General features: G+C 54.8%; 22 protein-coding genes and 1 pseudogene. 9 read left to right on the top strand and 14 right to left on the bottom strand.

The genetic code is table 11. The features are described 5' to 3' along the window. A pseudogene (locus tag M0R30_RS11165) lies at window positions 1-277 on the bottom strand (dihydroorotate dehydrogenase); the annotation flags it as partial. Between the two features lie 52 nt (window positions 278-329). Between M0R30_RS11165 and M0R30_RS11160 the strand changes: the two are divergent. The 3 genes from M0R30_RS11160 to M0R30_RS11150 all read left to right on the top strand — a co-directional run bounded on the left by M0R30_RS11160 (window position 330) and on the right by M0R30_RS11150 (window position 4870). Further along, entirely contained in the window at window positions 330-1196 is an 867-nt protein-coding gene (locus M0R30_RS11160; protein ID WP_292546882.1) for a lactate dehydrogenase, read from the top strand. After that, window positions 1196-3664: a DNA-directed DNA polymerase gene (locus M0R30_RS11155; protein WP_292546879.1), complete on the top strand. Its 2469-nt coding sequence runs from the start codon at window positions 1196-1198 to the stop codon at window positions 3662-3664. The genes M0R30_RS11160 and M0R30_RS11155 overlap by 1 nt, the downstream gene beginning before the upstream one ends. A 684-nt stretch (window positions 3665-4348) precedes the next feature. Continuing rightward, window positions 4349-4870, top strand: a complete 522-nt coding sequence (locus M0R30_RS11150) for an NYN domain-containing protein (protein ID WP_292546877.1) — start codon at window positions 4349-4351, stop codon at window positions 4868-4870. On the opposite strand, the gene M0R30_RS11145 is transcribed toward M0R30_RS11150, so the two are convergent. Continuing rightward, window positions 4860-5108: a UvrB/UvrC motif-containing protein gene (locus tag M0R30_RS11145; RefSeq protein ID WP_292546875.1), complete on the bottom strand. Its 249-nt coding sequence runs from the start codon at window positions 5106-5108 to the stop codon at window positions 4860-4862. The two genes, M0R30_RS11150 and M0R30_RS11145, sit on opposite strands and share 11 nt — an antisense overlap. Before the next feature lie 238 nt (window positions 5109-5346). On the opposite strand from M0R30_RS11145, the gene M0R30_RS11140 reads away from it, so the two are divergent. The 4 genes from M0R30_RS11140 to M0R30_RS11125 all read left to right on the top strand — a co-directional run bounded on the left by M0R30_RS11140 (window position 5347) and on the right by M0R30_RS11125 (window position 11603). Further along, window positions 5347-6261: a DUF5667 domain-containing protein gene (locus M0R30_RS11140; protein WP_292546873.1), complete on the top strand. Its 915-nt coding sequence runs from the start codon at window positions 5347-5349 to the stop codon at window positions 6259-6261. Between the two features lie 86 nt (window positions 6262-6347). Continuing rightward, on the top strand, window positions 6348-7283 hold the full coding sequence (locus M0R30_RS11135; RefSeq protein WP_292546871.1) for a helix-turn-helix domain-containing protein: 936 nt from the start codon (window positions 6348-6350) through the stop codon (window positions 7281-7283). Window positions 7284-8269: 986 nt separating this feature from the next. After that, on the top strand, window positions 8270-8683 hold the full coding sequence (locus M0R30_RS11130; RefSeq protein ID WP_292546869.1) for a hypothetical protein: 414 nt from the start codon (window positions 8270-8272) through the stop codon (window positions 8681-8683). A 325-nt stretch (window positions 8684-9008) separates the two neighbouring features. Then, window positions 9009-11603: an oligosaccharyl transferase, archaeosortase A system-associated gene (locus M0R30_RS11125; RefSeq protein WP_292546867.1), complete on the top strand. Its 2595-nt coding sequence runs from the start codon at window positions 9009-9011 to the stop codon at window positions 11601-11603. A gap of 343 nt (window positions 11604-11946) precedes the next feature. Here M0R30_RS11125 and uvrB read toward each other — a convergent pair whose 3' ends face one another. Next, window positions 11947-13881, bottom strand: a complete 1935-nt coding sequence (uvrB, locus tag M0R30_RS11120) for an excinuclease ABC subunit UvrB (protein ID WP_292546865.1) — start codon at window positions 13879-13881, stop codon at window positions 11947-11949. A 212-nt stretch (window positions 13882-14093) separates the two neighbouring features. Next, window positions 14094-14270 carry a hypothetical protein gene (locus M0R30_RS11115; RefSeq protein WP_292546863.1) on the bottom strand — a complete coding sequence of 59 codons (177 nt, stop codon included), beginning with the start codon at window positions 14268-14270 and terminating at the stop codon, window positions 14094-14096. Window positions 14271-14488: 218 nt separating this feature from the next. On the opposite strand from M0R30_RS11115, the gene M0R30_RS11110 reads away from it, so the two are divergent. After that, window positions 14489-15436 carry a hypothetical protein gene (locus M0R30_RS11110; protein ID WP_292546861.1) on the top strand — a complete coding sequence of 316 codons (948 nt, stop codon included), beginning with the start codon at window positions 14489-14491 and terminating at the stop codon, window positions 15434-15436. 71 nt (window positions 15437-15507) lie between these two features. On the opposite strand, the gene M0R30_RS11105 is transcribed toward M0R30_RS11110, so the two are convergent. The 10 genes from M0R30_RS11105 to M0R30_RS11060 all read right to left on the bottom strand — a co-directional run bounded on the left by M0R30_RS11105 (window position 15508) and on the right by M0R30_RS11060 (window position 22473). Then, complete coding sequence (locus M0R30_RS11105; protein ID WP_292546859.1) at window positions 15508-16611, bottom strand: radical SAM protein; 1104 nt, start codon at window positions 16609-16611, stop codon at window positions 15508-15510. Window positions 16612-16629: 18 nt separating this feature from the next. After that, window positions 16630-17241 carry a hypothetical protein gene (locus M0R30_RS11100; RefSeq protein WP_292546857.1) on the bottom strand — a complete coding sequence of 204 codons (612 nt, stop codon included), beginning with the start codon at window positions 17239-17241 and terminating at the stop codon, window positions 16630-16632. Then, entirely contained in the window at window positions 17238-18044 is an 807-nt protein-coding gene (locus M0R30_RS11095) for a flavodoxin family protein (RefSeq protein ID WP_292546855.1), read from the bottom strand. Before M0R30_RS11095 ends, M0R30_RS11100 begins: the two co-directional genes overlap by 4 nt. Window positions 18045-18046: 2 nt before the next feature. After that, complete coding sequence (locus tag M0R30_RS11090; RefSeq protein WP_292546853.1) at window positions 18047-18811, bottom strand: 4Fe-4S binding protein; 765 nt, start codon at window positions 18809-18811, stop codon at window positions 18047-18049. A gap of 42 nt (window positions 18812-18853) precedes the next feature. Beyond that, window positions 18854-19612 carry a 4Fe-4S dicluster domain-containing protein gene (locus M0R30_RS11085; RefSeq protein ID WP_292546851.1) on the bottom strand — a complete coding sequence of 253 codons (759 nt, stop codon included), beginning with the start codon at window positions 19610-19612 and terminating at the stop codon, window positions 18854-18856. A 12-nt stretch (window positions 19613-19624) separates the two neighbouring features. Further along, the gene (locus tag M0R30_RS11080) at window positions 19625-20428 is read right to left on the bottom strand and encodes an EFR1 family ferrodoxin (RefSeq protein ID WP_292546849.1); all 804 of its coding nucleotides are present in this window, start codon (window positions 20426-20428) and stop codon (window positions 19625-19627) included. Then, complete coding sequence (locus tag M0R30_RS11075) at window positions 20425-20940, bottom strand: NAD(P)H-dependent oxidoreductase (protein WP_292546847.1); 516 nt, start codon at window positions 20938-20940, stop codon at window positions 20425-20427. The genes M0R30_RS11080 and M0R30_RS11075 overlap by 4 nt, the downstream gene beginning before the upstream one ends. Further along, window positions 20915-21805, bottom strand: a complete 891-nt coding sequence (locus M0R30_RS11070; RefSeq protein WP_292546844.1) for a metalloregulator ArsR/SmtB family transcription factor — start codon at window positions 21803-21805, stop codon at window positions 20915-20917. The genes M0R30_RS11075 and M0R30_RS11070 overlap by 26 nt, the downstream gene beginning before the upstream one ends. A 92-nt stretch (window positions 21806-21897) precedes the next feature. Next, window positions 21898-22092, bottom strand: coding sequence for a hypothetical protein (locus tag M0R30_RS11065; protein WP_292546842.1), 195 nt, complete (start codon window positions 22090-22092; stop codon window positions 21898-21900). A 186-nt stretch (window positions 22093-22278) separates the two neighbouring features. Further along, window positions 22279-22473, bottom strand: a complete 195-nt coding sequence (locus M0R30_RS11060) for a hypothetical protein (RefSeq protein ID WP_292546840.1) — start codon at window positions 22471-22473, stop codon at window positions 22279-22281. Between the two features lie 183 nt (window positions 22474-22656). On the opposite strand from M0R30_RS11060, the gene M0R30_RS11055 reads away from it, so the two are divergent. Further along, the gene (locus M0R30_RS11055; protein ID WP_292546838.1) at window positions 22657-23298 is read left to right on the top strand and encodes a LytS/YhcK type 5TM receptor domain-containing protein; all 642 of its coding nucleotides are present in this window, start codon (window positions 22657-22659) and stop codon (window positions 23296-23298) included. Window positions 23299-25064 lie beyond the last annotated feature (1766 nt).

Below are 25064 nucleotides of genomic sequence, written 5' to 3'. Positions count from 1 at the left end.
TCTTTACGAGAGTGGCGAGCTCATCAACAAACTCCTTTGACGGGTTGGGGAGCCCCATCGCGTTCAGGAGCCCGTCCTCGAGGACAACGAGGCAGGGGCCGGGGTGCCCGTCTTTTTTGTGCGGGCCGATGGACTTGGTCACAACTCCCCCCGCCCCGAGGTGCAGCATCCGCGAGAGCGACGCACCGGTAGTGCCAAGAATTCCGGCGGCGAGCAGGAGATGGTTGTCCAGCCCGACTCCCCCGACACTCACCGGACCCGGCCTGATCGAAACCATTCATCAGGAAATGGTCGTTATTTATTATTAGCATAACCCATATTGGTACCAGATGGCGCGCCTTGCAGTAGTTGGAGTCGGGAGGATCGGCGGCGAGGTTGCGTACCTTGCAGCCTCGCTCGGCATTGTCGACGAACTGGTCCTGTACGACACTGCTCCCGACCTGCTCAGGGCACAGGTGCTCGACCTGCAGCACACCGGTCTTGATATCTCAATCAGTACCGGGATGACCGGGATACGCGATGCGGACCTCTGTGTTTTTTCCGCCGGGCTGCCACGGAATCCCTCCGTAAAAACCCGCGCCGACCTGCTCGATGCAAACATGGCGGCCACCTGCGACTGCGCCGGCCTGCTCAAGGGGTTTTCCGGGGTCCTCATCACGGTTACGAACCCGATGGACGTCAATAATTTTTATCTCTGCAAAAAGACCGGTCTCCCCCGGGAGCGCTGTATCGGGTTTGGCGGCCAGCTTGACAGTGCCCGGTTCGGTCTTGCTATCAGCGAGAGAAACATTGACGGGCTTCCGTTTGTCCTTGGGGAGCATGGTGAGCACCAGGTACCTGTCTTTTCCCGGCTCGATGCACCGGTCGGAGAGACCGTTCGGGAAGAGATCCTCCGCGAACTCCGGGGTGCAAGCATGAAGGTCATCACAGGCAAGGGAGGCACGGTATTCGGGCCGGCGCTCCACCTTGCCCGGCTGGCCCGTATGGTACTCTCGAACACGGGAGAGAACACGGTCTGCTCCGCTGTGCTTGACGGGGAGTACGGCCTTCGCGATTGCTCGCTCGGCGTGCCCGTTCGGATAGGGAGAGAAGGGATCATGAAGATCACGGAATGGGAACTCGATCCCTGGGAGAAGGCAAAGATGGACGAGGCCGGGCAGTTCGTTACCGGTCTTTGCAAAAAGGCGGTACCCTGATGGCCTCGCAGTCCGCCCGCAGCGAGACCTGCCTGAATGCCACCTGCACGCTCGAGGCGTTCTCCGGGTTCCGGATCGCGATCAACCAGGTGGAGTACAGCAATTCTCCCGAGGGCCCGGTCATTCATATCTTCGGCCGGGACCCGCAGGGAAAGGCGGTCCGGCTGGACGTGACCGGTTTCAAACCGTACTTCTATGCACCGGCCGACCAGGCAGAGAGCGTTGCGCTCCCCCCGCAGGCAACCCTCGAGACCGGGACCAGTTACCGTTCGATCCGGAACGAGCCCCTCCGCCGGCTCTATACCCAGCGGCCGGGCGATGTGCGCGAGGTACGTGAACGCTACCGCCACTTCGAGGCGGACATCCCGTTTGCCACCCGGTTCATGATCGATACCGGGCTCACCGGCGGGGTATCGGCCCCGCACGAGACCGTGAACTATCACGATATCACCGCGGCCGAGGTCGATGCCCCGGCCCGGACCTGCATGATCGATATCGAGTGCGAGGACGAGCGGGGGTTCCCCGACCCCCAGCGTGACAAGATCATCTGCATTACGGCATACGATTCCTTTGACGAGGATTATACCACGTTCGTGTTGTCCGGGGACAAGATGCCTGCCGGGATCACACAGAAAGAAAGCGAGGGGGGCCTCGCGAACGGGTGCTTCCAAAAAGGCATGCACACGATCTGCACGTACGGTGACGAAGTCGCGATGCTCCGGGCGTTCGCCACGTACCTTGTGTCCCGCGACCCGGATGTCCTCTCCGGCTGGAACTTTGTCGATTTCGACATGCCGTACATCACCGGCCGTATGGAAAAGCTCGGCCTCCGCCCGGACTCGCTGGCACGGATCCCCGGCGCTACTGAGCGCAATGCCCTGCGGGGCCGGGCACTCTTCGACCTCCTCTCCGCGTACAAGAAGATGCACCTGAGCCTGAAAGAGTCGTACCGGCTCGACGCGATCGCGATGGAGGAACTCGGGGAGCAGAAGGTCCGGTACACGGGCACGATCTCCGATCTCTGGAAGAAGCAGCCGGCCCTGCTGGTCGAGTACAACTTCAAGGACGTGGAGCTCTGCGTGGGGATCAACCGGAAGGACAACATCATCGGGTTCTACCGCGAGATCGCCCGGTACGTGGGCTGCCCGCTCGACCGGACCCTGAACTCCTCGAACGTGATCGATGTCTACGTGCTGAGAAAGGCGTTCGGGAAATATGTCCTGCCATCCAAAGGATTTGCCAATGCCGAGGAATTCGAGGGGGCAACGGTCTTCGAGCCGAGCAAGGGCGTGCGGGAGAACGTGGTGGTGCTCGACCTCAAGTCGCTCTACCCGATGGCGATGATGACCATCAATGCATCGATGGAGACGAAGGACCCGGAAGGCGAGCTCCGGGCGCCCAACGGCATCCGCTTCCGCAAACAGCCGGACGGGTTAACAAGGAGCATCATTGCCGAGCTCCTCAAGGAGCGCGACGAGAAGAAGTCGCTGCGCAACACGTTTGCATTCGGCTCCCCGCAGTACGTGATGTACGACATGCAGCAGAACGTGCTGAAAGTGATCATGAACACCTACTACGGGGTCTCGGGCTATACCCGGTTCCGGCTCTTCGACCGGGAGATCGGGTCAGCGGTCACGTCCGTTGGCCGGGCGATCATCGAGCACACCCGGCGCACCATTGAGGAGCAGGGCTACAAGGTAATCTACGGCGACACGGACTCCTGCATGATCCAGCTGCCGCCGCTCGACCGGGAGAAAACAATCGAGCTTGCCCGGTCGATCGAGAAGACGCTCAACGGGAGTTACTCCGTGTTTGCAAAGAAGGAACTCAACGCCGACGTCCATTTCTTCTCGATCAAGTTCGAGAAGATCTATGCCCGGTTCTTCCAGGCCGGCAAGAAGAAACGGTACGCGGGTTCGCTCGTCTGGAAAGAGGGAAAGGACGTGCACGAGACCGATATCGTGGGCTTCGAGATAAAAAGGAGCGACACCCCGCAGATCACCAAGCTCGTGCAGAAGACGGTGATGGAACAGATCCTTGACGGGAAGGATTATGCAGAGATCAAGGCATTTCTCGGGGACGTGATCAAAAAATACCGGGCGGGAAAGTACTCGCTCGATGAGATCGGTATCCCCGGCGGGATCGGCAAGGCGCTCGATGATTACGACAATGACGACGCGCAGGTCCGGGGAGCGAAATATGCCAACGAGCACCTGCACACCGAGTTCGGCAAGGGGAGCAAGCCGAAACGGATCTACATCAGGACCGTGACGTCAAAATATCCCAAGACCGATGTGCTCTGCTTCGAGTACGCGGACCAGGTGCCACCGGAGTTCGTGGTCGACCTGGAGCTGATGCTCGACAAGACGATCAAGCAGCCGATCTCCCGGATCATCGAGGCGCTCGGCTGGAACTGGAACGATGTCGACCCCTCAAGGACAACGCTTGCCCAGTGGGGACTTGGGTAAACCATTTTTTAAAAACAGAATTGAGAACGTTGAGTAAAAATTTTGGTATGATGATGGGGGTTGAGACCCCCATACCCCCCGTTTGCGATGAACGCCGCCGCAGTCGAAGTTATCACTTCTCCACAGCCTGCGGCTGTCCCCGACGGGGCGCAGTCGAAGGTTGATACCCTCTCCAATCAATTCTCGCTGATGCAACGATTGATTCCCCGCGGCGGGTCAGTGACTGAAAGCATGAAAAACCTCCTTGCCCCGCCGTGCCTCGAAGAACCTGAAGGTTCTTCTCAAATTCGCGGTTCTGCGAACCACTTATTCCTCGGAGAGGCCCTGAGGCGGGGAGCCCTCGCATAAATCAATCATATTGTTGGGTTTCAGAATTCTGAAATGAGCCCATCAATTCATGCCAGATTTTACCAGCAGATGTTATCTTTTTTTTATAGGGAATAAAAAACATGCGGGATTGTGACTGAAGGAGATAACAAGTTGATGGCGCTGATTCAGATGACGGTAAGCGCAAAAACAGTTTAAAAATCCAACATTTTGAAAATTTAACTATTGGTAAAGATTTTAATAATAATAAGTGTAAGTTGATCTTGTATTACTTCCCCACCTTGCTTAGCAATGTGGTTTTTTATTAATTCCAAGGGGTTATACTAATAACCCCTTGTTTCATATATTATGTCTTGTATGAAACGTGTTTGCGTTTTTATTGATGGAAGCAATTTCTATCATGGAATAAAACACCATATCGGAAAAACAAACATTGATTTTAACAAATTAAGTCTGACTTTGTGTAATTCCGAGAGAGAATTGGTTAGAACCTATTATTATAATGCGCCGGTAAATCAGGAAGATAACGAGGCGATATACAAATCCCAACAACGTTTTTTTAACGAATTAAAAAAGTTACCCGATTTACAATTAAGACTTGGCAGATTGGAGCATAAAAGTGGTGGGGTAAAAGAAAAAGGGGTGGACATATACTTAGCCGTGGATATGCTCAGATATGCTTACAATAATATTTACGATGTAGCAATTTTAATTAGTAGCGATGGTGATTTCTCAGAAGCGGTAAATGCGTTAAAAGATTTGGGAAAACACGTCGAGTACGCTCATTTTGCAACGGGGATTTCCAAACACCTTATGGATTGTTGTGATAAGAACATTCTGTTAAATGAGGATTTATTAAAACCCTGTTTTACACATTAATCATTTTTAAATCAAGACGCCTAAAAAAACTGCCGAATTTTGACAGGCACTTTTGAGACACTCCAACTGCCGAAGACTTGACAGACCCCGTGTTCAGCTTTTTTATCTGCTCACGCAATGCAATCGCCTTCTCGAAGTCAAGACTCTCGGCCGCGTCCCGCATCATAGACTCTTCAGGCTGGAACTGGGTCGATGTGGATCCCTCGTGGACGATCTTGGTGCGGGCTTCCATAATCATTTTTTCGCGCGATCGCATTGGTCCAACATAAAAAAAAGTTGATTTGACGCCCGATTTCCTGCACCGGCAATTTCTCCAATCCTTGCCCGGATATGTCATCGGGACAATCCTGGACATTATTTTCAGTACCGGAACAACCACGGCCGATCCGGTTTCTTCTGGATTTTCGATGGGCTTTTACTGCCCGGGCCCAACCATTGTTTCAGCGGCAATATGCCGAAAAACCGGAAGTTGAACCATGATAAAAAAAGCCGGATGGATTAACGGTATCTTCGTACTCGCACTGCTCTGCATGGCAGGCACAGCAGCAGCACTGGAGGATACCGGAACTGAACGTAACGGGACCGTTATTGCGGATGATATCGAGCCGTACAACGGTTCTATTGGCCCGGGCAGCCCGCTTTACGGCCTCAAGATCGCTTTTGAAGACCTTGACGAGTCCTTCACAACAAACGAGACCGAGCTCTTCAATAAGCAGATGGCCAATGCCCGACTGCGCTTATCCGAGGTGCGCAGGGAACTGCAGCTGAACAATTCAGCCGATGCCGACCGGGCCCTTGATCTCTACGCGCAGAAGACCAACCTCACCCGGTTGCACCTGCAGACCTATGCAGCTTCAAACGCAACCGGCCTGTTGCACGCACAGGAAATGGTTGCAAAGCACCAGCTCGTGCTGGCAGACCTGCTTGACGGCTACCCGGACAACACCGGTCTCATGCGGGCGTATAATAACAGCCTCACCCTTGAAGAGAAGTTTGAGGAAAAGACACAGACCCGGTTTGAACGCGTGACAGAGAAGAACAACGCAACCGTCATGAAAGCGGTCCGTCTCGAAATCCGGGATCAACAGAGTACCAAGAATGCCGGTGAGGAACAGGCTCTCCAGGAACAGGTGACCCAACAGGTCCAGCAGGGCACGGGCAATGGAAAGGATAACGGCAAAGGACAAGCCCGGGTGACCGAAGTACCCCCCACCCCGGGCCGACAGACTGCCGGGACTGCGGTAACGGTTTTGCCATCGCGTGTGACGGATGACAAAGGAAACGGGAAGTCCGGAACCGACAACAGCGCATCAAACGGCGGCGGAAATGGCAGCAACGGCAATTCCGGCAGCAGCGCGACCCCGGGGACAGGCAGTGGGAAGAAGCCGTGAATGACGGGATTCCCGGTTGGATAAAAAGGCCCCAAATTTTTTCATATCTGGTAACCACATACTCAAACGATACACGGAAGTGGACCATGAGACACGTACTGCAGCAGGGAATTTTAGTGATTCTTATTCTCCTGCTGCCGGGTGCCCTGGCCGGTATGACCGCCGCGGCAGCAACACCGGACTACTCGATCGCATACACGGTTACGGTCGCGGATGACGGGTCAGCACTCTGGCGCGTTGAGTACCGTACACTCCTGTCATCTGGTACGGACGTTACGGATTTCGAGGCATATACCCGTGACCTTCCGGAGGTCTACCTCCCCCAGTTCCGGGAACTGATGGAGCGGTCGGCTGCCCAGGCGGCGGTGATGACCGGTCGTCACATGGAGATAACGGGTGTGACCGGTGATGCGGTTATGCAGGAGTCTCCGACCGGCAGGTACGGTGTCGTTGTCTATACCGCCCGCTGGAACGGGTTTACCCAAGGAGGCACCACGATTACTATCGGCGATGCATTTGCCGGCGGACTGTACATGGAAAAGGACAACATGCTCATCATCCGTTATCCGGAAACGTATACGATAGTACAGGCCGAGCCGGAACCGGATAATTCCCGGGACGGGCTGGCCTGGTACGGCCAGCGTTCGTTCGGTGCGGGTGAACCGCGGGTGGTGCTTGAACAGCAGGCATTCCCGTTGCTCGCGGCAGCAGCCGGTCTCGGGCTTGTCATCGTGATCGCAGTTGCCACATTTGTGTTCCTGCGCAGGCGCAGGAAAAACAACGGGAACATTCCAGAGGAAACCCCTGCCCCGCCTTCCCTGACCGAGACCGAGATACTGAGCCTTGAGGACCGGATCGTACAGCTGCTCAGGTCTCATGATGGCGAAATGCACCAATCGGAGATCGTCAGGGTGACCGGCCTGCCCCGGTCAACGGTGAGCACGGTACTCAATGACCTTCACATGCGGGGCATGATCATCAAGGTGAAGAAAGGCAGGGAGAACCTGATCCGGCTCGTCTGAACCACAGGTACCCTGTTTATTTTTTACATTCCGTCAGCGGTCTGGCGCCCGGTTGCGATTGGAATGATGTCGACTTGTCGCGGACGGCCCTTGCCCGGTGAGGACCCGGGTGAAGAATCCATCAAAGAACCCTTCTTTGATTTTCCCTTTTCGCAATTATCCCGGGATTACTGTGTGTTATTTACCAATTCCAACCTTTGTCCTATCCCGAAATAATTTCCCAAAATAATCACGAATATGAGCAAGCCCACCCCCTTCGGGGGTCGCTCGGCCGAGTCGAAGTTTTACTTCTCCAATCGACCCTCTCTGATGCGACGGCCGATTCCTGTCGGGGCCTCGCTGGGCAAGAATGTTGTTTGAAAACTTTCGAGATTACAACGGGGGTCAAGGGGGCGCACCCCTTGGACTGTCTTCGCAGTCTCGGACAGCGAGACGAGAAGATGCGCAGCATCTTCTCCGCCCTCGAAGAATCCTTCGGGTTCTTCTGCGTCCTCATGATCCTGTTGGACCATTCGGACTCCCCCTCTGGGGACCGACCGAAGGGAGGTTGCAGAAGAACGCGTTAGCGTTCTTCGAAGAGAGAGGGGGTCACCCTCATAACACAAAAAAACGGGGCATCCGATGAGATTATACCTGATAGCATTTTTGTGAAATAAATCCGGGATACCACAACCAATTCCAACCTTTACCATGACGATAGAGTCAAAAGAAAATGATATTATGTGTATAAAAAAATAAATTAATTCTATAGAAAAGATCATACCGTTTCCTGGATGAGGTTTACGATGAAAAAAATAACAAAAATAATTATTCTTGCTGCTGCCCTTCTGGTCATCTGCACTTCCCCGGTATCAGCATTTACTGTTGAAAGTTATGTCCAGGATCCTTCAGGTCCCCTGGCTCCGGATACCCCCGTAACCGTTTCATACACCATTGGATTTGTACCTGCATCGGGCGCAACATTCCCTTCAGATAACGATCTGGTAATGACCACCGAACTGGCAAGACCGAATTGGACGTATGCGTTAATCCTTGAAGGCATAGAGAATAAAAAAGGACCCGTCCCCGGACAAACACTTGAACTGTCGGGTTTTGAGCTGTCATATCCCTCAAGTATCAAGGGACTCAATGAAACTGTCCGCGTCACGCTGACAGGGACCGCTCCGGGCACGATCACCCCCACCAGTAAAAAGGTCCTTGATATTTACGAAATTGATAATTTTCAGAATATTACCACTGCCACCCGGGTCACAGAGACCGCCGTGGTGAGTCTTCCCGCCCCGACAATCCCGGCAAACGTTGCGCCAACGGTTCCGGTCACGGAAAAAATGGCTCAGCAGACGGGCTTATTGGATCAGATTATCGGCTCGTTCAAAGGTCTTTTCGGAATAAAATCCTGAAAAATTTTTCATTTTTCTGACAGGTTTTTTTCAGAACTCTCATTCTCATTCGGACGAGATGCTTGGTTAACTACTTTTTACTTCCCGGCGAGCCTCTCGTTCAGTTTCCTGATCTGGTCCCTCAGGCGCAATCGCTTTCCCGAAGCCGGGGCTCCCGGCCGCGTCCCGCATCTGCTTCTCAAGATCAATGATAACGTTCGGGATATCGGTCCTGGCGATTCCGGGTGTACCGCATGGTTATTCGAACCATACTGATGATAAAGGTTCACTTAAAAACCATAATTATCTTCTACAACGTATTTTATTGAACGGAATGGATGACTGAATGATAAAAAAAGATAGTGTCAATATCCAAAATTGCATGATCGCCAGTCTCGTGGTATTCTTTTCCCTCTGTGCGCTCTGGCTCCGCCTCATCCCCATGATCAACATGGGCAATACCGATATCCTGAACATTGTCGCAATGGACGACCCGCTCTATAACCTGCGACAGGTCGAGCTGATCCTCGCAAACTTCCCGGGCTATGGCTGGTTCGAGGCCATGACCCATTATCCATTCGGGACGGATATTTACTGGGGCCCGCTGTTCCCGACAATTATAGCGGTCTGTTGCCTCATCACCGGTGCTGCGGCCCGCCCGGAAATTATCGGCATCGCCCTTCTGGTCCCGCCGGTCATGGCTGCAATAATTGTCATCCTCATGTATTTTGTCGGCAGGGTCTTTGGTGACTGGAAGACCGGGCTTCTCGCATCAGGATTTACCGCTATAGTCTCCGGCCAGTTTTTCACGATATCCTGGTACGGCTATATCGACCACCATATTGCGGAAGTGCTCTTCTCGACACTGTTCTGCCTGCTGTACAGTTATGCAATCGTATCTGAGAAACCTGCAAAAATCAATCTGAACGAGTTTGGAAGTTATAAGAAAATCCTTTTCCTCTCATTTCTTGCCGGTCTCAGTTATCTTCTCGGGCTTTTTGTCATGCCGACGATGATCCTTTTCGCGCTCATCGTGGGAATATTTACCCTCATCCAGTTTGTGATCGATGCCTGGCGGGGACGCACCAGTGAATATCTCCTGATTATCAATACCACGGTATTTCTTGTCGCAATCGCCGGCCTGCTGTTGTTCGGCATCAAAGCCGCCGGCATCGGACTCTCCGTATATTCCGTTGGCCATATCTATGCGTATTGTCTGCTTACCGGGGGCACAATCCTGTTGTATGGATTATCGATCCTCTTAAAAAACAGGGAACGGTTCTGGTACCCGTCAGTACTCCTGATCAGTGCCGTCATTTTCTCGGGGTCCTTATTCGTTTTCGCTCCCCACATCTATGACCTTTTCATCTCATCCCTGTTCGCCTTTTTCGGCCAGCAGCCGGTAACCGAGACCGTCCTGGAAGCGAGAGGATGGTCAATCGAACACGCGTGGATCTCGTTCAATTACGGGCTTATCCTGTTTTTTGGGGGAGCGCTCGTCATGCTCTATAACAACTGGAAGGAGGAACACCCCGGGGAAGTATTTGCCCTTGTCTGGTCGGTTGTCATGTTTTTCTCAACATGGCAGCATATGAGGTACGAATACTACCTTACAGTCAACATAGCGCTCATGTCGGCAGTCTGCACAGGTTTTGTTTTCACGCGGGCCTGGCCGGAGATCCAGCCATGGATCCGTGGCAGCAGGGATACTGTTGACCCCCCGGAAACAAAGGATCAACCAAAAGGAAAAGGCCGGAAAGGTAAAAGCGGGAAAAATGCCCGGCAGAAAACCCGGATGATCCCTGCTTCTGCCGGGGTAATAATTATCGTCGCCATTCTTACCGCCGGGACCGGAATCCTCTTTGCATATACCTCCGCATCCTCCAGCTACACCAACGCGGCCGGTCATCCGGACAGTATGAATCCGGACTGGCGCGAATCACTGGAGTGGCTGGGAAATAATTCTCCGGATACCGGTCTCGATTACCTGACCATTTATGATCCCCGGACGTTCCGGTACCCGGATAGTTCATACGGCGTGATGTCATGGTGGGACTATGGCCACATGATCACCTATATCGCCAAACGGATACCCAATGCCAACCCGTTCCAGCAGGGTGTGGCGGGAGATACCGGTTCTGCTGCATATTTCATCTCATCCTCAGAGGATCAGGCCAACACCATTCTGGACCAGCTCAGGACACGGTACGTGATCACGGACATACAGATGGATACCGGGAAATTCCCGGCTATGGCAACATGGTACAACTCGTCGCTTGCGGAGGATCCCTACATGGTCTCCATGTTTGTCCCGGATCAGAACGACCCGGACCGGGCAGAATCACGGCTCTTTAACACCCCGCAATACTATCTCACCATGGTCTCACGCCTTCACAATTTCGATGGTTCGATGAAACCGGCAACAGAGGTCCTGTACCTTGAATTTGTCGATACCAGTATCACGAATGAGTCTCTTCCGATTGTCATCAATGGCGAAGTAATGAATGCGACGGCAGCACAGGCCCGGGCTGAAGAGTACAACCTCAACGCAAAGAGCGGCTATCATGCAACTGTTGTAAGCACATCGCTCATCGATCCGGCTGCTGATGTCCCGGCACTGCGCCATTACCGTCTTGTCCATGAGTCCCCGACAAATGTGTTCACCGTAAAGACCCCGGATGTGAAATATGTGAAAGTCTTTGAATATGTCAGGGGGGCACACATCAAAGGGGACGGTATCATTGAACTGGATCTTATCTCCAACACCGGTCGGAACTTTACTTACCGGCAGGAGAGTACCAATGGCGAATTCATCGTTCCCTTTTCGACAACAGGCAATCCCTATGAGGTAAAAGCAACAGGCAAATACAGGATCCGGAATTCAGGTCAGGAATTTGATGTGCCTGAAACGGCTGTCCTGTCAGGGAATTCCATTAATTAATTTCTTTTTAGTGATTGTGTAACATCCACCAAAAGTTCGATAAACCTGAAACAAAAATTTCATTACCGCTCTTGGGGGCTCCGGCAAACCTCCGCCCCCGCCGCTCGGGCATCCCCCGGTTGCGATAGTGCCGTATTACCACAACCTGTGTGTGCCCCCGATACAGGTAATACCGAGGCATCGCAATGCGCCCCATCCCCCCTCGGGGGACTGGCGGCGCAAGAGGGGGGCTGCATTTTTTGTGTTCTCCGGAGCGCAAATCTTAAAAAAAATCCTGAATTGGCTCAATACTAACCATGGGTTAGTGGTGGACTTTACCTAATCACCTTCTTTTTTTTAGTTTTCACTTCCCGGCGAGCCGCTCGTTCAGTTTCTTGATCTGGTCCCGCAACGCGATCGCTTTCTCGAAGTCGAGGCTCTCGGCCGCGTCCCGCATCTGCTTCTCAAGGTCGATGATCACGTTCGGGATCTCGGGCTTCGGCACGTGCTTTGTGTCGGTGACATCGACTTCTTTCTCCTTGACGGGCTTGATGATGGTCTGCGGGGTGATGTGGTGCTTTTTGTTGAACGCGACCTGCAGGGTGCGCCGGCGTTTCGTCTCGGCAATCGCCTTCTTCATCGAGTCGGTCATGTTATCCGCGTAAAGCACGACCTTCGCGTTGACGTTCCGTGCGGCCCGTCCGATGATCTGGATCAGGCTCCTCGCATCGCGGAGGAAGCCTTCCTTGTCCGCATCGAGGATGCCGATGAAGCCGACCTCGGGGATGTCGAGGCCTTCCCTGAGCAGGTTGATCCCGACCAGCACATCGAACTTGCCGAGCCGGAGCTGGCGGATGATCTCGCTCCGCTCCAGGGTCTGGATCTCGGAATGGAGATACCGGGTCCGGATCTTCCGGCTCGCCAGGAACTCTGACAGCTCCTCGGCCAGCTTCTTTGTCAGCGTGGTGATAAGGACGCGGTCTCCCCTCGCGATCGTGGCCTGCACCTCGCGGATCACATCGTCCATCTGCCCCCCGATGGGCCGGACCTCGACCTCCGGGTCCACGAGACCGGTCGGGCGGATGATCTGCTCGACCGGTTTTCCGGACTTCTTCAGCTCGTACTCCCCGGGCGTTGCCGAGACGAAGACCACGTTCCCCATGTACTGCTCGAACTCGTGGAAACGGAGGGGGCGGTTGTCGTACGCGCTCGGGAGCCGGAAGCCATAGTCAATCAGGGACTTCTTGCGCGAACGGTCGCCGTTATACATGCCGTGGAGCTGCGGGATCATCTGGTGGCTCTCATCGATGATCATCAGGAAATCGTCCGGGAAATAGTCGAGCAGGCAGTACGGTTTCTCGCCGGCCTTCCGGCCGTCGAAATGCCGGGAATAGTTCTCAATGCCCTTGCAGGAACCGATCTCCTCGATCATGTCGAGGTCGTACCGGGTCCGCTGTTCGAGCCGGTGGGCCTCGATCAGCCCGAGCGATGGCAGGACCTCGTCGAGTTCTTCCCGGATCGATGCAATCGCGGTCTTCCTCGCGCCTTCCGGGGTGACGAAGTGCCGGGCTGGGTACACGAAGAAATATTTCATCTGCTCTTTTCTTGCACCGGTGTTCTTGTCCACCTCGCTGATCCGCTCGATCTCATCGCCGAACAGTTCGATCCGGATGATGTCGTTGAAGTACCCGGGGATGAGGTCGATGGTGTCGCCCTTGACCCGGAACCGGCCCGGCATCAGTTCGAGATCGTTGCGCTCGAACAGGATGTCAAGGAGCCGGCTCATGATCTCGTTCCGCGAAATGTTCTGGCCGACCGCTAGCTCAAAGCCCATGTTCCGGTAGTTCTCCGGGTTGCCGAGGCCGTAGATGCAGGAGACCGAGGCGACCACGATCACGTCATTCCGGTGCGAGAGCGAGGCAGTGGCGGAGAGCCGGAGCTGCTCGATCTTGGGATTGATCGCGGAGTCCTTCTCAATGTACTGGTCCCTTGACGGGATGTAGGACTCGGGCTGGTAGTAGTCGTAGTAGGAGACGAAGTACTCGACGCGGTTATTCGGGAAGAAGTCGCAGAACTCGGAGTAGAGCTGGGCGGCAAGCGTCTTGTTGTGCGCAAGCACGAGCGTGGGTTTTTGCGCTGCGGCGATCACGTTTGCCATCGTGAAGGTCTTGCCGGAGCCGGTGACGCCGAGCAGGGTCTGGTACTGTTTGTCCTGTTCAAGTCCCTTGATCAGCTCCCTGATCGCTTCCGGCTGCGAGCCGGCCGGTGCAAAGCTGGAGACGAGCTGGAATTCAGTCACGGTGCTTAGGATCTCTGACTGTGATATTAAAAGGGATCGGGATGCGGCAGGAAAGTGAAAGGATCCGGTGCCAACCTCCGGGTTCGACGGGGGTATCGTCCTGCTCCGGCTTGAGGCGACCTGAGTACGTAACTGAGGAGTCCGAAGAGACTCATCCCGTACTCCCGGTTTCCCGTAACCGTTGTTGGTGAGTGAGACATCTTTCATTTTTTTTAATTTTCAATAATTTTTAAAATTTTTCCGGCATCGTCTGATTTTTTCCCCCACGTATCCGGCCAAAAAAATTTCCCGCACATTCCCCCAAACATTTCCGGCCATGGGCCCCGGTCGGGATCGCAAACGAGGGCCACCTCACTGCTATCGTAAAGGGAGGGGGAATCTTCATCCACTCCAGAGCACCCCCTGATTGGTCCATGTCAAAAAACAGTACCCGGCAGAGCCCCCATTATTGCGACCGCAACAGTCCCTGCACCCACGCCCGGTTCGCCCGGAGGGCACAGTTCCCTTCCGTTTCGTGAGCAGCCCACCGGTTTCCGGATCCGGGGAACATCCGGGAATAAACCGGAAACATCAAAAAATTATTAAAACCTGACCCGAAAGAGAGGGTATGCACCGATTGTTCCTTGCCTGCCTGGTTCTCATTGCAGTCTGTGTTCCCGTACCTGTCGCTGCATTCGTTGATCGCAACGATGTCAGTTCAGCAGCCCAGTTCAGCGATTACGTCCCGGCATCGTACCTGGAAAAAGCCGGCATCACGGACAGCATGACCGTCGATGCGGCCCTCGACGCGTATATCACCTATGCCCTCAGTTTCTCATCCCCGACAGCGTACGCCTACATCGCGCAGCTCTCTGACCCGGCACACGTGAAGATCCATGCAGGCGGGAGCACAACCTCTGCATCGCGGGGTGACGTGGTTTCTGAGGGATGGAACATCGAAGTTGGCGATGGTGTCCGTGTTGCAATACGCTACCCGGGCGGCATCCTGCATACGATCACCGGGCCCTACACCTATACTGTTCCCGCGTATGGCACGTGGGGAGAGAACGCTGTGTTCGGTCTGGCACCCGTTGGGACGAACAGCAGAGCATTTGCCCCCATCCCCGACACCTCCGGCTACGCGGTTGTGAAACAGGAGATCGCATGCCGGGGAGGTTATGTTCTTAAGGATGTCACGCTGGGAGGAGTGACCGGGACGGTATACCTGGTCCATTATTCCCAAAATCCCGCGGATCCGGATTACTTCTCACTTCAAATCCCCACCGGCAGTGCAACTCATTCCGTGTCCGATACAGCCACGGTGGTTGTCGGCCCGGGATCATCCGCCTTAGTTGAACACGGGCTGGATGTCACGCGGGTTCGCGAGAAGACCCTGTATGTGTTTGAGCCTGCTTCCACAGACTGTATTCGTGATACTTCAGTATCCGGTGGGGTGCGGGAGAAGACAATCTTTGATTCAATTTTCAATGCAGTTGGAACTTTTTGGAATAGTATAACAAAAACAGCGGAAGATATCATAAAAACTCCGACCGTAACAGCCGGTGTGCGCGGATAACGAAGTGAAAGGAATATTTTTTTTCGACCGCACGGAGCGGAGCGTTCGTATGCTCTGCAACAGTCCTGCAATCATCCGGATTTCGTTGTATCCGGTCCTGAGAGAAGTTCCTCTGCCCACACCCGGTTCGCCCTGAGGGCACAGCCCCCTTCCGTCTCCGCCAGGACCTCCGGCTCCTCGCGTAAGCGGGCGAGCAGCCGCGACCGCAGGGCCTCTTTCAACGGAACTTTCGTAAGGTTTGCATCCGAGTACGGCGCTGCCGGGCAGGGTTCGAGGTCGCCCGAAGGACTCACGTGCACGAAGCCCCGACCCGCGGCAAGGCACCCGCCGTACTGTTCTTCGTCTCCCGGAAAGCCGATAAAGAGAGCCGGGAATTTCCGGTTGAAATCTGCAAGGACAATCTGGAGGACGTTCTTCTGCTCATGGGTCAGGACGAGATGCTCCGAGCCGGCCTCCATGGGCACGTACTCGACAAACGTGAAGACCCGGGCGCCGGCGCCGCTCATCTGCCGGATAAATTCCTCATCCGTGACGCTGGAAAAATTTTCCCGGGTGGTCGTGACCGAGCAGCCGAAGAAGATGTTCCGGCGTTTCAGCCGGGCACAGGTCGCGAGCAACCGGTCATACACCCCGTCCCCCCGGCGCGAGTCGGTATCCTCGCGGAACCCTTCGAAGCTGATGATGGGGACGACGTTCCGGCACGATGCGATCGTTTCGGCAACCGCGTCGTCTATCAGGAGCCCGTTCGTGAAGACCGGGAACAGGATCGCGGGATGGGCTTTTGCAATCCGGAAGATCTCGTCCTGCCTGACGAGCGGCTCGCCACCGGCAATGACGAAGACCGAAACCCCAAGTTCCGCGGCCTGGTCAGCAACAGAGGCAAGCGTTGCCGGGTCCATCTCCGGTACGGGCTTCTCATGGCGCCCGTGCATGTAGCAACCGGCGCACGCGAGGTTGCAGCGCGAGGTGATGCTGGCGATGATGACCGGCGGGACGAGAAGCCCGCCCGCCTCGTGTTTCCTCCGCACGTCCACCGCCTTCCGCTGGTGGTGGAGGATGACCGAACCGGGGATGACCAGCGCCGGATCGGACGCAATGATCCGGATCGCCTGGCTGATGGTCTCCCCGATTGTGGTGTCGAAGATCTCGCGGTACTGGCGGCTGTTCTCTTCCATAAACACCAGTCCCGCTTATTACGCGGGGCTCCTGCCACACCGGACTTTTATGATACTGACAGCCCAGCCGATGATCGCAACGATAACAATACAGAAGGCGAGAGCGGAAAACGAAAACTTGAGGAGCCCTGCCGCCATCGTGAACCGGGCGATGTCAAAGAGCTCCGCCGGCCATGCCATGAGCATCGCGATGACACCGAGGTTCTCCAGGTAATCGCAGAGGCTGCCGATGAGTGGGACGATGTTGAGCCGGTGCCACCGGCTGCCTGCCGGGAGCCACCGGTGCAGGAGCCAGCTGATCGTAAGCGAGAGGAAGAGTGCGTAGAAGAACGGGACGAGGAGGTCGAGCGGCACGATGTGCGTCAGGTAAAACGCCCGGCCGGACTCGCCCAGGGCGGTCAGGATCGCGTACGCCTGCTCCGGAGTGTAGAGGACTTCCATGTCGAGGATCCCTATGCCACCGGTGATCTGTTTCAGCTGCGCAATCCCGAACGGCCGGCCATTGACCAGGAAACCTGTTACGAGAAGACCGGCCAGTGCTGCGAGGAGCATGCGTCCCGACGTGATCGCGATGATCCGGTCCGAGACCGAATCCAGGATCCGTTTTCCGCTTCCGATCCCATCCATCATGACACCCCCGGATTATCCACCAAATCTTTTTTGATCTGCCGGGCCGAGATCCAGCCGACCGCTTTCCCGATAACATGATAGACGGGATTGACCGGCACATCCACGAAGTACTTCGTGCCACGGTCAAGCCATCCCTTCTCCTTCCAGTACCGGAAATCAGCGGGAGACACTTCCCTAAGCTGGGAGAACGCTGCACGCTGCCCATGAAAGACCATGACATCCATCAGCCCCGGGCTCCTCCGGACCGGACGCTGCAGTGCAGCGATAAATTCTCCCGCTGCCCGGGCAATTACGTTCCGGTTCTGTTCAACCTGGCGCCGGGACAGTGGCTCAGCAGTCACCGTCCCTGCCTTTCCCGCGACCTCGAACCCCCAGATCCGGGCAACCGTGTCCAGGTATTTCTGGACCTCGTCATTGCCAAGGATCCCGGCAGTCGTGAGGAGGAAGGCTTTTTGAGAAAAGAACCGCGGCCGGTGAAAAACGTAACTTAAGCGATCGATGAAGATCTTCATCTGGCCGGACACGTTCATGCCATACACCGGGGTGGCAAAAACCACTGCATCGGCATCCTCCATCTTCCTTTCGATGATGCGTATATCATCATGGCTTGGGCACCGGTCTTCTCCAAGCGAGAAGCAGGCAAGGCATCCTTTGCATGGTGCAATATCAGCATCTTTCAGCCAGAAATACTCGAATTCCACCTTGAGTTTCACCTCAAGGATCCCGCGAAGCTCTTCGCATGCCCGGAACGTATTTCCTTTCCGGGGGCTTCCCATGATGACCAGGACCTTCTTTATCTCCATTGTTATCTCGCTCCCCAAATATAGCGGACAGCCCCCTTTGGGCAGGTGTCCGCACATTCGCCGCAAAGGATACATTCCGCCTGTTCCATTTCATTCTTCCGGACCATCCCGTTCACGTCAAGGCTCATCGGGCATCCCGCCGAACACTTCCCGCAATCGATGCACCGGCCGGGATCGGCGGCAAGGTGGAGTGCCGGCCAGCGGAACAGGTTGCGGATTTTCCGGCCGATCATGAGCATCGGCGCGAACGGGCAGAATGTATGGCAGAACCCGCGTCTCCCGAAGATGAGCGTAAATACAATGATAATGATCACCGGCCCGAGAAGCGCGGCAACGCCTCCGGCTGCAAGGATCGAGATGCCATTTTCTGTCCGGTAGAAGAGGTCGATGCTTGAAAGCCCGCCGGCCGACCAGATCGCGTACCCGATGCTGCCGAAGATCCCAAAAAAGACGAGGTATTTCAGCCAGTCCAGTCTTGTTGTCCTGAGGCGCGGGTCAGAGAGAGACCGCATCAGCTCCTGCAGGCCACCTGAGGGGCAGAGCCACCCGCACCAGAGCCGGCCGAGCACGAGCGAGCCAAGGAAGAGAAGGGTTAAAACAATGAAGCCGCCCGTCACGATCCCGAGCCCTGCCGCCTCGGTGATGATCGGGCAGGAGATGTAGGCGAACGTGACAGGGTAAAGGATGAACGAGAGGATGATGAGGGAAAGGCGCACCCGCTGCCGGTGTGATCCCGGGATCCTCCTCCCTGCCAACGCACCCTTCATTTTCCTTCCCTCGTATGCACCCGGCACATAACCATGCCCTTTTTACTTACGCATTACGCCGTACATGATCGCGCCCTTCGGGCATGCATCGGCGCAGCTCGCGCAGAGGATGCAGTCGGCGTTCTCCATCTCATCCTTCCGGACCATACTGTTCACGTCAAGTCCCATCGGGCATTCCTTCGAACATTTTTTGCAGTCAATGCAGCGGGAGGCGTCAGCAGAGAGACCGAGTGCCGGCCAGTGGAACAGGTTCCGGATCTTCCGGCCTGCCACCATGATTCCGGCAATCGGGCAGAAGACATGGCAGGTCCCGCGCTTTCCGGTGATGAACGCGATGATGATGATGAAGGCAAAGATGAACCCGACCATCATCAGTACCTGGACTGACGAGATCGAGATGCCGTTCACGGTACCGTAGAAGGGGTCCACCGAGCGGATCCCGCCGGCCTGGAAAAAGGTGAACGCGAGCATGCCCAGCCAGATGGCAGTGATGCCGTACTTGATCCAGTTGCGCCAGCCTTCCTTCACGGTATGCTTAATGACCGGCGAACAGATCTCCTGCCATGCTCCCATCGGGCAGAGCCAGCCGCACCAGAGCCGTGCAACAACAAGTGAGAGGATGAAGAGTGCGATGTATAAAAGCAGGCTGCCCGTTGCAACACCCTCTCCCGCACCCATCATGACGATGATGGGCGAGATGTAGAAGATCGTAACCGGGATAAGGATAAAGGACAGGATCAGGATCCATTTCCGGATGTTCTGGCGTGACGATGCTTTGTTGGTTTCTGGTTTTTCTGTCATGGTAATTTCCTTTTAGTCTGAATGGTTCTTCGTTTGTTTCAGGTCAGCGATAGCGATATCCGGGTTCCGGTACCGCCCCCACGATTCAGTCTTTGGTCCGGCCTGGATGGCCTGTACCGGGCAGGTGTGGATACACCCGCAGCAGAGCTCGCACTGGTGTTTCCAGACCGGCCGGTCATTGACCAGTTCGATATTGTTCGACGGGCAGATCGCAACGCAGGTCCCGCAGGCCGTGCACTTATCCGTTACGGTGAATTTTTTGTCTCCTTTTCGAACATGGGACCTGAAATACGGATACGCGATGGAATACAGCACGCGGTTGATGAGAGATGACGGGAGACTTCGTTTCTCGCACCGGCCTACGGCGCCCGCGATGTCTCCGATTACGCTGTCCGCTTTTTGTAAGATCTCCCGCTGTTTCTCAACCGTCATGGGTTCATACATCAGGATATAATTCCCGGGCATGGCTACGCCAAATCCTGCGTCAAGTCCCCGTCCCTGCCGCTTCCGGAGAATACTGTCGAGCTGCCGCAGGGCGGCAGACTCCCCGCCCCCGCCATGGGTCATGATACAGAAGAGGTACTTTACCGCCGCAGGATCCAGGCGCTCCGCAAATGATGCCACCATGAGCGGCAGGCCGGAAAAATAGACCGGACAAACAATGCCGACCCGGTCTGCCTGCGGTGTGATATCGCCACGGGTCTTCTCAAGCGAGGCAACCGGTACGAGCTCGCAGTCGCCGAGGACCGCGGCAATCTTTTTTGCAGCGGCAAGCGAGTTGCCGGTGCCGGTGAAATAATAGATGATCGTCTTCATGGTCTGCTTCCCGTCTCTTGTATTTTCGCGACCAGTGCATTCACTGCATTCCGGTCCCGGACCTCGTTCTTGTTGAATGAGAACTGCCCGGCAACGGTCATACCCTTTACTGACAGCGCCTCTGCAAGGATCGCGAGGGTCTCACCCGGTTTTTCGCCGCAGGTAGCAAAGATCACGACCGGTTTTCCCTCGCACCCGTGGAGTCCGGCGACTGCTTTTTTGACTGCCGGGGTTGGTTTTCCTCCCCAGACCGGTGTCCCGATCACCACAAGGTCCGACCCGGAAACATCGATGCTTTCGGGTCCGGTGCCGTCATCTCTTTCTTTGGGGGCAAGGAAACACTGGATAGTGAAGGCAACAAACCGGGACAGGTAGTCCCGTGACTTCACTTCAATAAGGTCGCCACCGCAGCTCTTCCGGATCTGTTCTGCTATCCCCCGGGTATTCCCGGAATACGAGTTGTAAATAATACTGGTCTTCATGTTCTCACGTCCTGTTTGTTGTTCCCTCATCCATACTCCTGAACGGGTCAGCCGCGATGATCTGCCGGAGCAGTTCGCCGCCGGCGTCAGGGTTCTTCGCGTCCTCTGCATCCAGGCTGATCTCTGCCATGACGGTCACTCCGCGTGCCGCGAGCGCCCGGCTGAGGAGAGGCAGTGCCTCACCGGGATCGGTGGAGCAGGTGGTAAAGACCACGGCCATCTTTCCCTCGCAGCCCCGGAGCGCCCGGACTGCCGCGTTGATGGCGGGCGACGGCTTCCATGCCCAGACCGGGCTGCCGATGATGATGAGGTCGTAGCCTGATACGTCGATCGCGTCCGGTTCGATCGGGTCGCATGCCCCTTTGCGCGATCGCAGGACGCCGGTCGTGTACGCGGTGAACGAGGAGTACGGGGTCTTTGTCCGGACCTCGATTGTGTCGCACCCGCTCGCGTTCCGGATCCCTTCCGCAATGCCCCGGGTGATCCCGGAGTATGAGTAGTAGATGACACAGGCCCGCACGCTCCTGCCCTGGTCGGTTCTCCGTATCATCTCCCGGTTGCAGTTCGCCATCACGGTTTCGGACATCAGCTCGAAATGTTTTCGGAACGCCACCATCCGCTCGCGGTTGACGGTGTAATAGATATAGAATCCTTCACGGCGGGACTCGACAAGCCCTTCGGCCTTCAGCGTCTTTAAGTGCTGCGAAACTGCCGGCTGCGAGATCTTTAGCCGGGCTGCAAGCTCGGAAACACCAAGGGTGCCGCTCGTATCGGTTGAGAGCAGGTAGATGATCTGGAGCCGGGTGAGGTCGCCAAGCGCTTTGAACGTCCCGGCCATTGCGGGGACGATCTCGCGGAGACGCGTGCATTCTTCATCCTTATCGTACGGGTCCATGGATTCTGTATAAGTATTTGCTTATACACTAATATATTTTGCCGGATGCTCACGACCGCGTGTGTCCCGAACCCCGGAAAATAAAAGAGATTTTATTTCTTTACGACAAGCGTATGTGCATCCTTGTCAACCTTGTAGGATTTCGGCCGGTCGAGGAGATCGATCGCGTTGATCTTCATGTCCACGAGTTCCTGGTAATTAAACGACTCGTCCTTCCTCGCACCGTTCTCTTCCCAGAAGACAACAATGCCGTTCTCCATCTTCCTGCTGCTGATGATGTCGTGCATACAGTCCGATGGAAGCGGAGGATAATGAAGGTTGCGACCGTTACAACGAGTATGTCGGAAAACCGGGACGCTGTTTTCGTTCCGGTCTCCCGGGGAGGGGAATGTACATAAAAAATTATAAAATAGATCCGTGAAGGGAGATCGCTCCGGGCAGATCGTGTGCCCGGGAAAAATGATATTTCTTTGTTATTTCCTTTTGATCTCTCGTTTCACGCCCGTCCTGACCTGGGATAATATCGGCCGGTCGAACAGGTCGGCTGCGTTGATCTTCAGATCGATGAGTTCCTGGTAATTGAACGACTCGTTCTTCCTCTGGCCATTCTCGTCCCAGAAGACGACAATGCCGTTCTCCATCTTCCTGCTGCCGACAAGGTCGTGCATACAGTCCGATGGGAAGGGGATAATGAAAGTTACTGCACTTTTTATTTTTGAAAACGGGAGCCTCAGTCATAGTCCTGGAATAGGACCTGTTTCAGGTCGATCAGTCTTTAGTGAATAAACTAACCTGACCTGAATTCTTTATCATAAATTATGTTCAATGGATCAAGATAAAGGAACATGATTATGGATTTTTCAATTCTCACCCAGCTGAATGTTCTCTTACAACTCATGTGTGTCATCATCGTGGCCGCGTACCTCCTGACCCGGAGCCGGATCTTTCCGGAGATCCTTGAAGGCCACCCGACCCTCGTGACCCAGATCATCCTTGTTGTCCTTTTTGGCGCCCTCTCCGTGTACGGCACATTCAGCGGCATCGATTTCATGGGCTCGGTCGTGAACGTCCGCGACCTCGGGCCGATGCTCGCGGGCCTGCTTGCCGGCCCATGGGTCGGGATCGGTGCGGGACTGATCGGGGCCGCGTACCGGTTCAGCATGGGCGGGCTCACGGTGTACTCCTGCTCGGTCACCGCGGTCTTTGCCGGGCTTTTTGGCGGGCTCATCTGGCTGTACTGCAAGAAGAAATTTGCCGGCTGGAAGATTGCGGTGGTCTTTGCCATCCTCATGGAAGTCTTTCACATGCTCCTCACGCTCCTCATTGCCCGCCCGTTCGATCAGGCCCTTGCGGTGGTCGGGCGGGTATACATCCCGATGATCGTTGCAAATGCCATCGGCATGTACGTCTTCTGCATCATGGTCGAGAATGTCAAAAAGGAAAGGGAGCTGCAGGCCGAACATGATGCCCGGGCCCGGGAAAAGATCCCGTGATACAACAGATGCAGGAATTTTTTTTAAGGAAGCGTTAAGCATTGTCCGGAACTTTTCCGGAAAATTCTGAAAGCAAAAAAAATCCGGAACATTTTTTCGCACTTGCGGTTTTTTTAATGACAGCCCCGCAGAAAAAATCCGGAACATTTTTTCCGGATCGTTCCGGAAATTTTTTTCTTAAAAACCGGACGAAAAATTATTTTCAAAAAAAATTCCGGAACATTTTTCCTGACCAGTCGCGCTGCCACTCTTAACAGGAGAGAATCCCCCTTTCACCCATTCACCATCGAAGAGCCCGGACTCTCTGCCAGCCACCGTCGTAAACCCTCTCCACCGACGGTAATCCGGCTCCACATCACGCCCCAATTGCCAAAAGGGGCAAAAATTGAGGTGCATATAATGCCCTCCGGAGCCCTATAGCAGCGTTTGGCGGGACTTTTTTTCCGGCCCGCCCCGATTCGCTTTATGCACCGTCCCGGACAGAAAACTCACCCACATCTTAAAAACCCAGAATATGACCCCGTTCGGCATTCCGGGACATATGGTAAGCCGGATGGAATCCGGGCGTTTTACGTGATTTTTTTAAAATGGCCCTTTTGGCAAACCGGGTATTTTGCGAGGTTTTTGGGGTCTCAGGGGTCCGATAATTGCAGACCCCGCTCAGCTAAAACCGGGTTCCGGTATGATGAAGAATCGTGATAATCTGCCGGACACCCTGTTCATGCAAAAACTCCAGGAGTTTTGTATCAAACAGGGGGTCGTTCGATCCCAATCGGGGCTCAATACGGGCCCGGTTTGAAAATTTTTGGGAAACGGGGGCCGTAGCGGGCCCGGATTTGGGAAGTTGTATACTCTAAAAATAGGTGGTTACGGGGGATTGTTTTCGGCGTAGGGAAGGAGGTTTGGTGTCGGGTTTTTTTGATACGGGTCGTAAAAATTTCCGGGAAAAAATTTTGAGATGCTGATGGCTCTCAAACCTTAAGGTCGGCCGATGCCTCCCTTCAGCTCGTTGAGGTTTGCAACCTCTCCGAACCCGAAGCACAAGAAACCATGAAGCTTCGAAGAAAAATAGGCTCTGTAGAAAACCTGTGTGGGATAGTATCAGATAAGGATGGAGCCACGGGCGCTCGGGGTCTACCGACCCTCGCCCCGCGAAGAATCCTTCGGATTCTTCTCATCCTCACAGTCTGACGACCGTTCGGACCGTGGAACTTCTCCGTATGCGAGCCTTGAAAAAACTTGAAACCGGGGGGGTCAAGGGGGCCTGCCCCCTTGGGCTGCCTCCCCCTCTGGGGGAGAGAGGGGGTCACACTCGTAATTCCACTGAATGAATTGTGAGATTGATTTCTATGGAGCAGAAAAATAAAAAAAATTTCCGGGAATTTTTCTGCGTGAAAAAATATAAAAAATTTTCAGTGGACTCATAGTTGATGAAGAGTCATGAAAAAAATTGTGAGGGGACGGTGAATCCGGAAATTATTTTGCTGAGGGGGTGGGGGGCTCACAATAATTTTTTGGTGAGGGGTACACCCCCTCAGCATTTTATTTATAGCGGGATCTGATACGGGTCACCGCCGGTGGCTGTGCCGGGTCTGTGGGAAAAACACTGAGGGGTGGAGGGGGTCAGAAAAAAAAATTAGCGAGGGGGTAAGGGGCTCAGCTAAAATTTTTGGTGAGGGATAGGGGGGGTCACGAATTTATTTTTCTGAGGGAGGTCCGTAAAACAGATCTCAGGTCTCACGTCCGATGACGTTCGACATTCTCCT

Origin of the sequence: Methanoregula sp. (assembly GCF_023227875.1) — an archaeon.
Taxonomy (GTDB): Archaea; Halobacteriota; Methanomicrobia; order Methanomicrobiales; family Methanospirillaceae; genus Methanoregula.
Note: the sequence above shows the minus strand (reverse complement) of the source record. Positions and strands in the feature narration are given on the sequence as shown.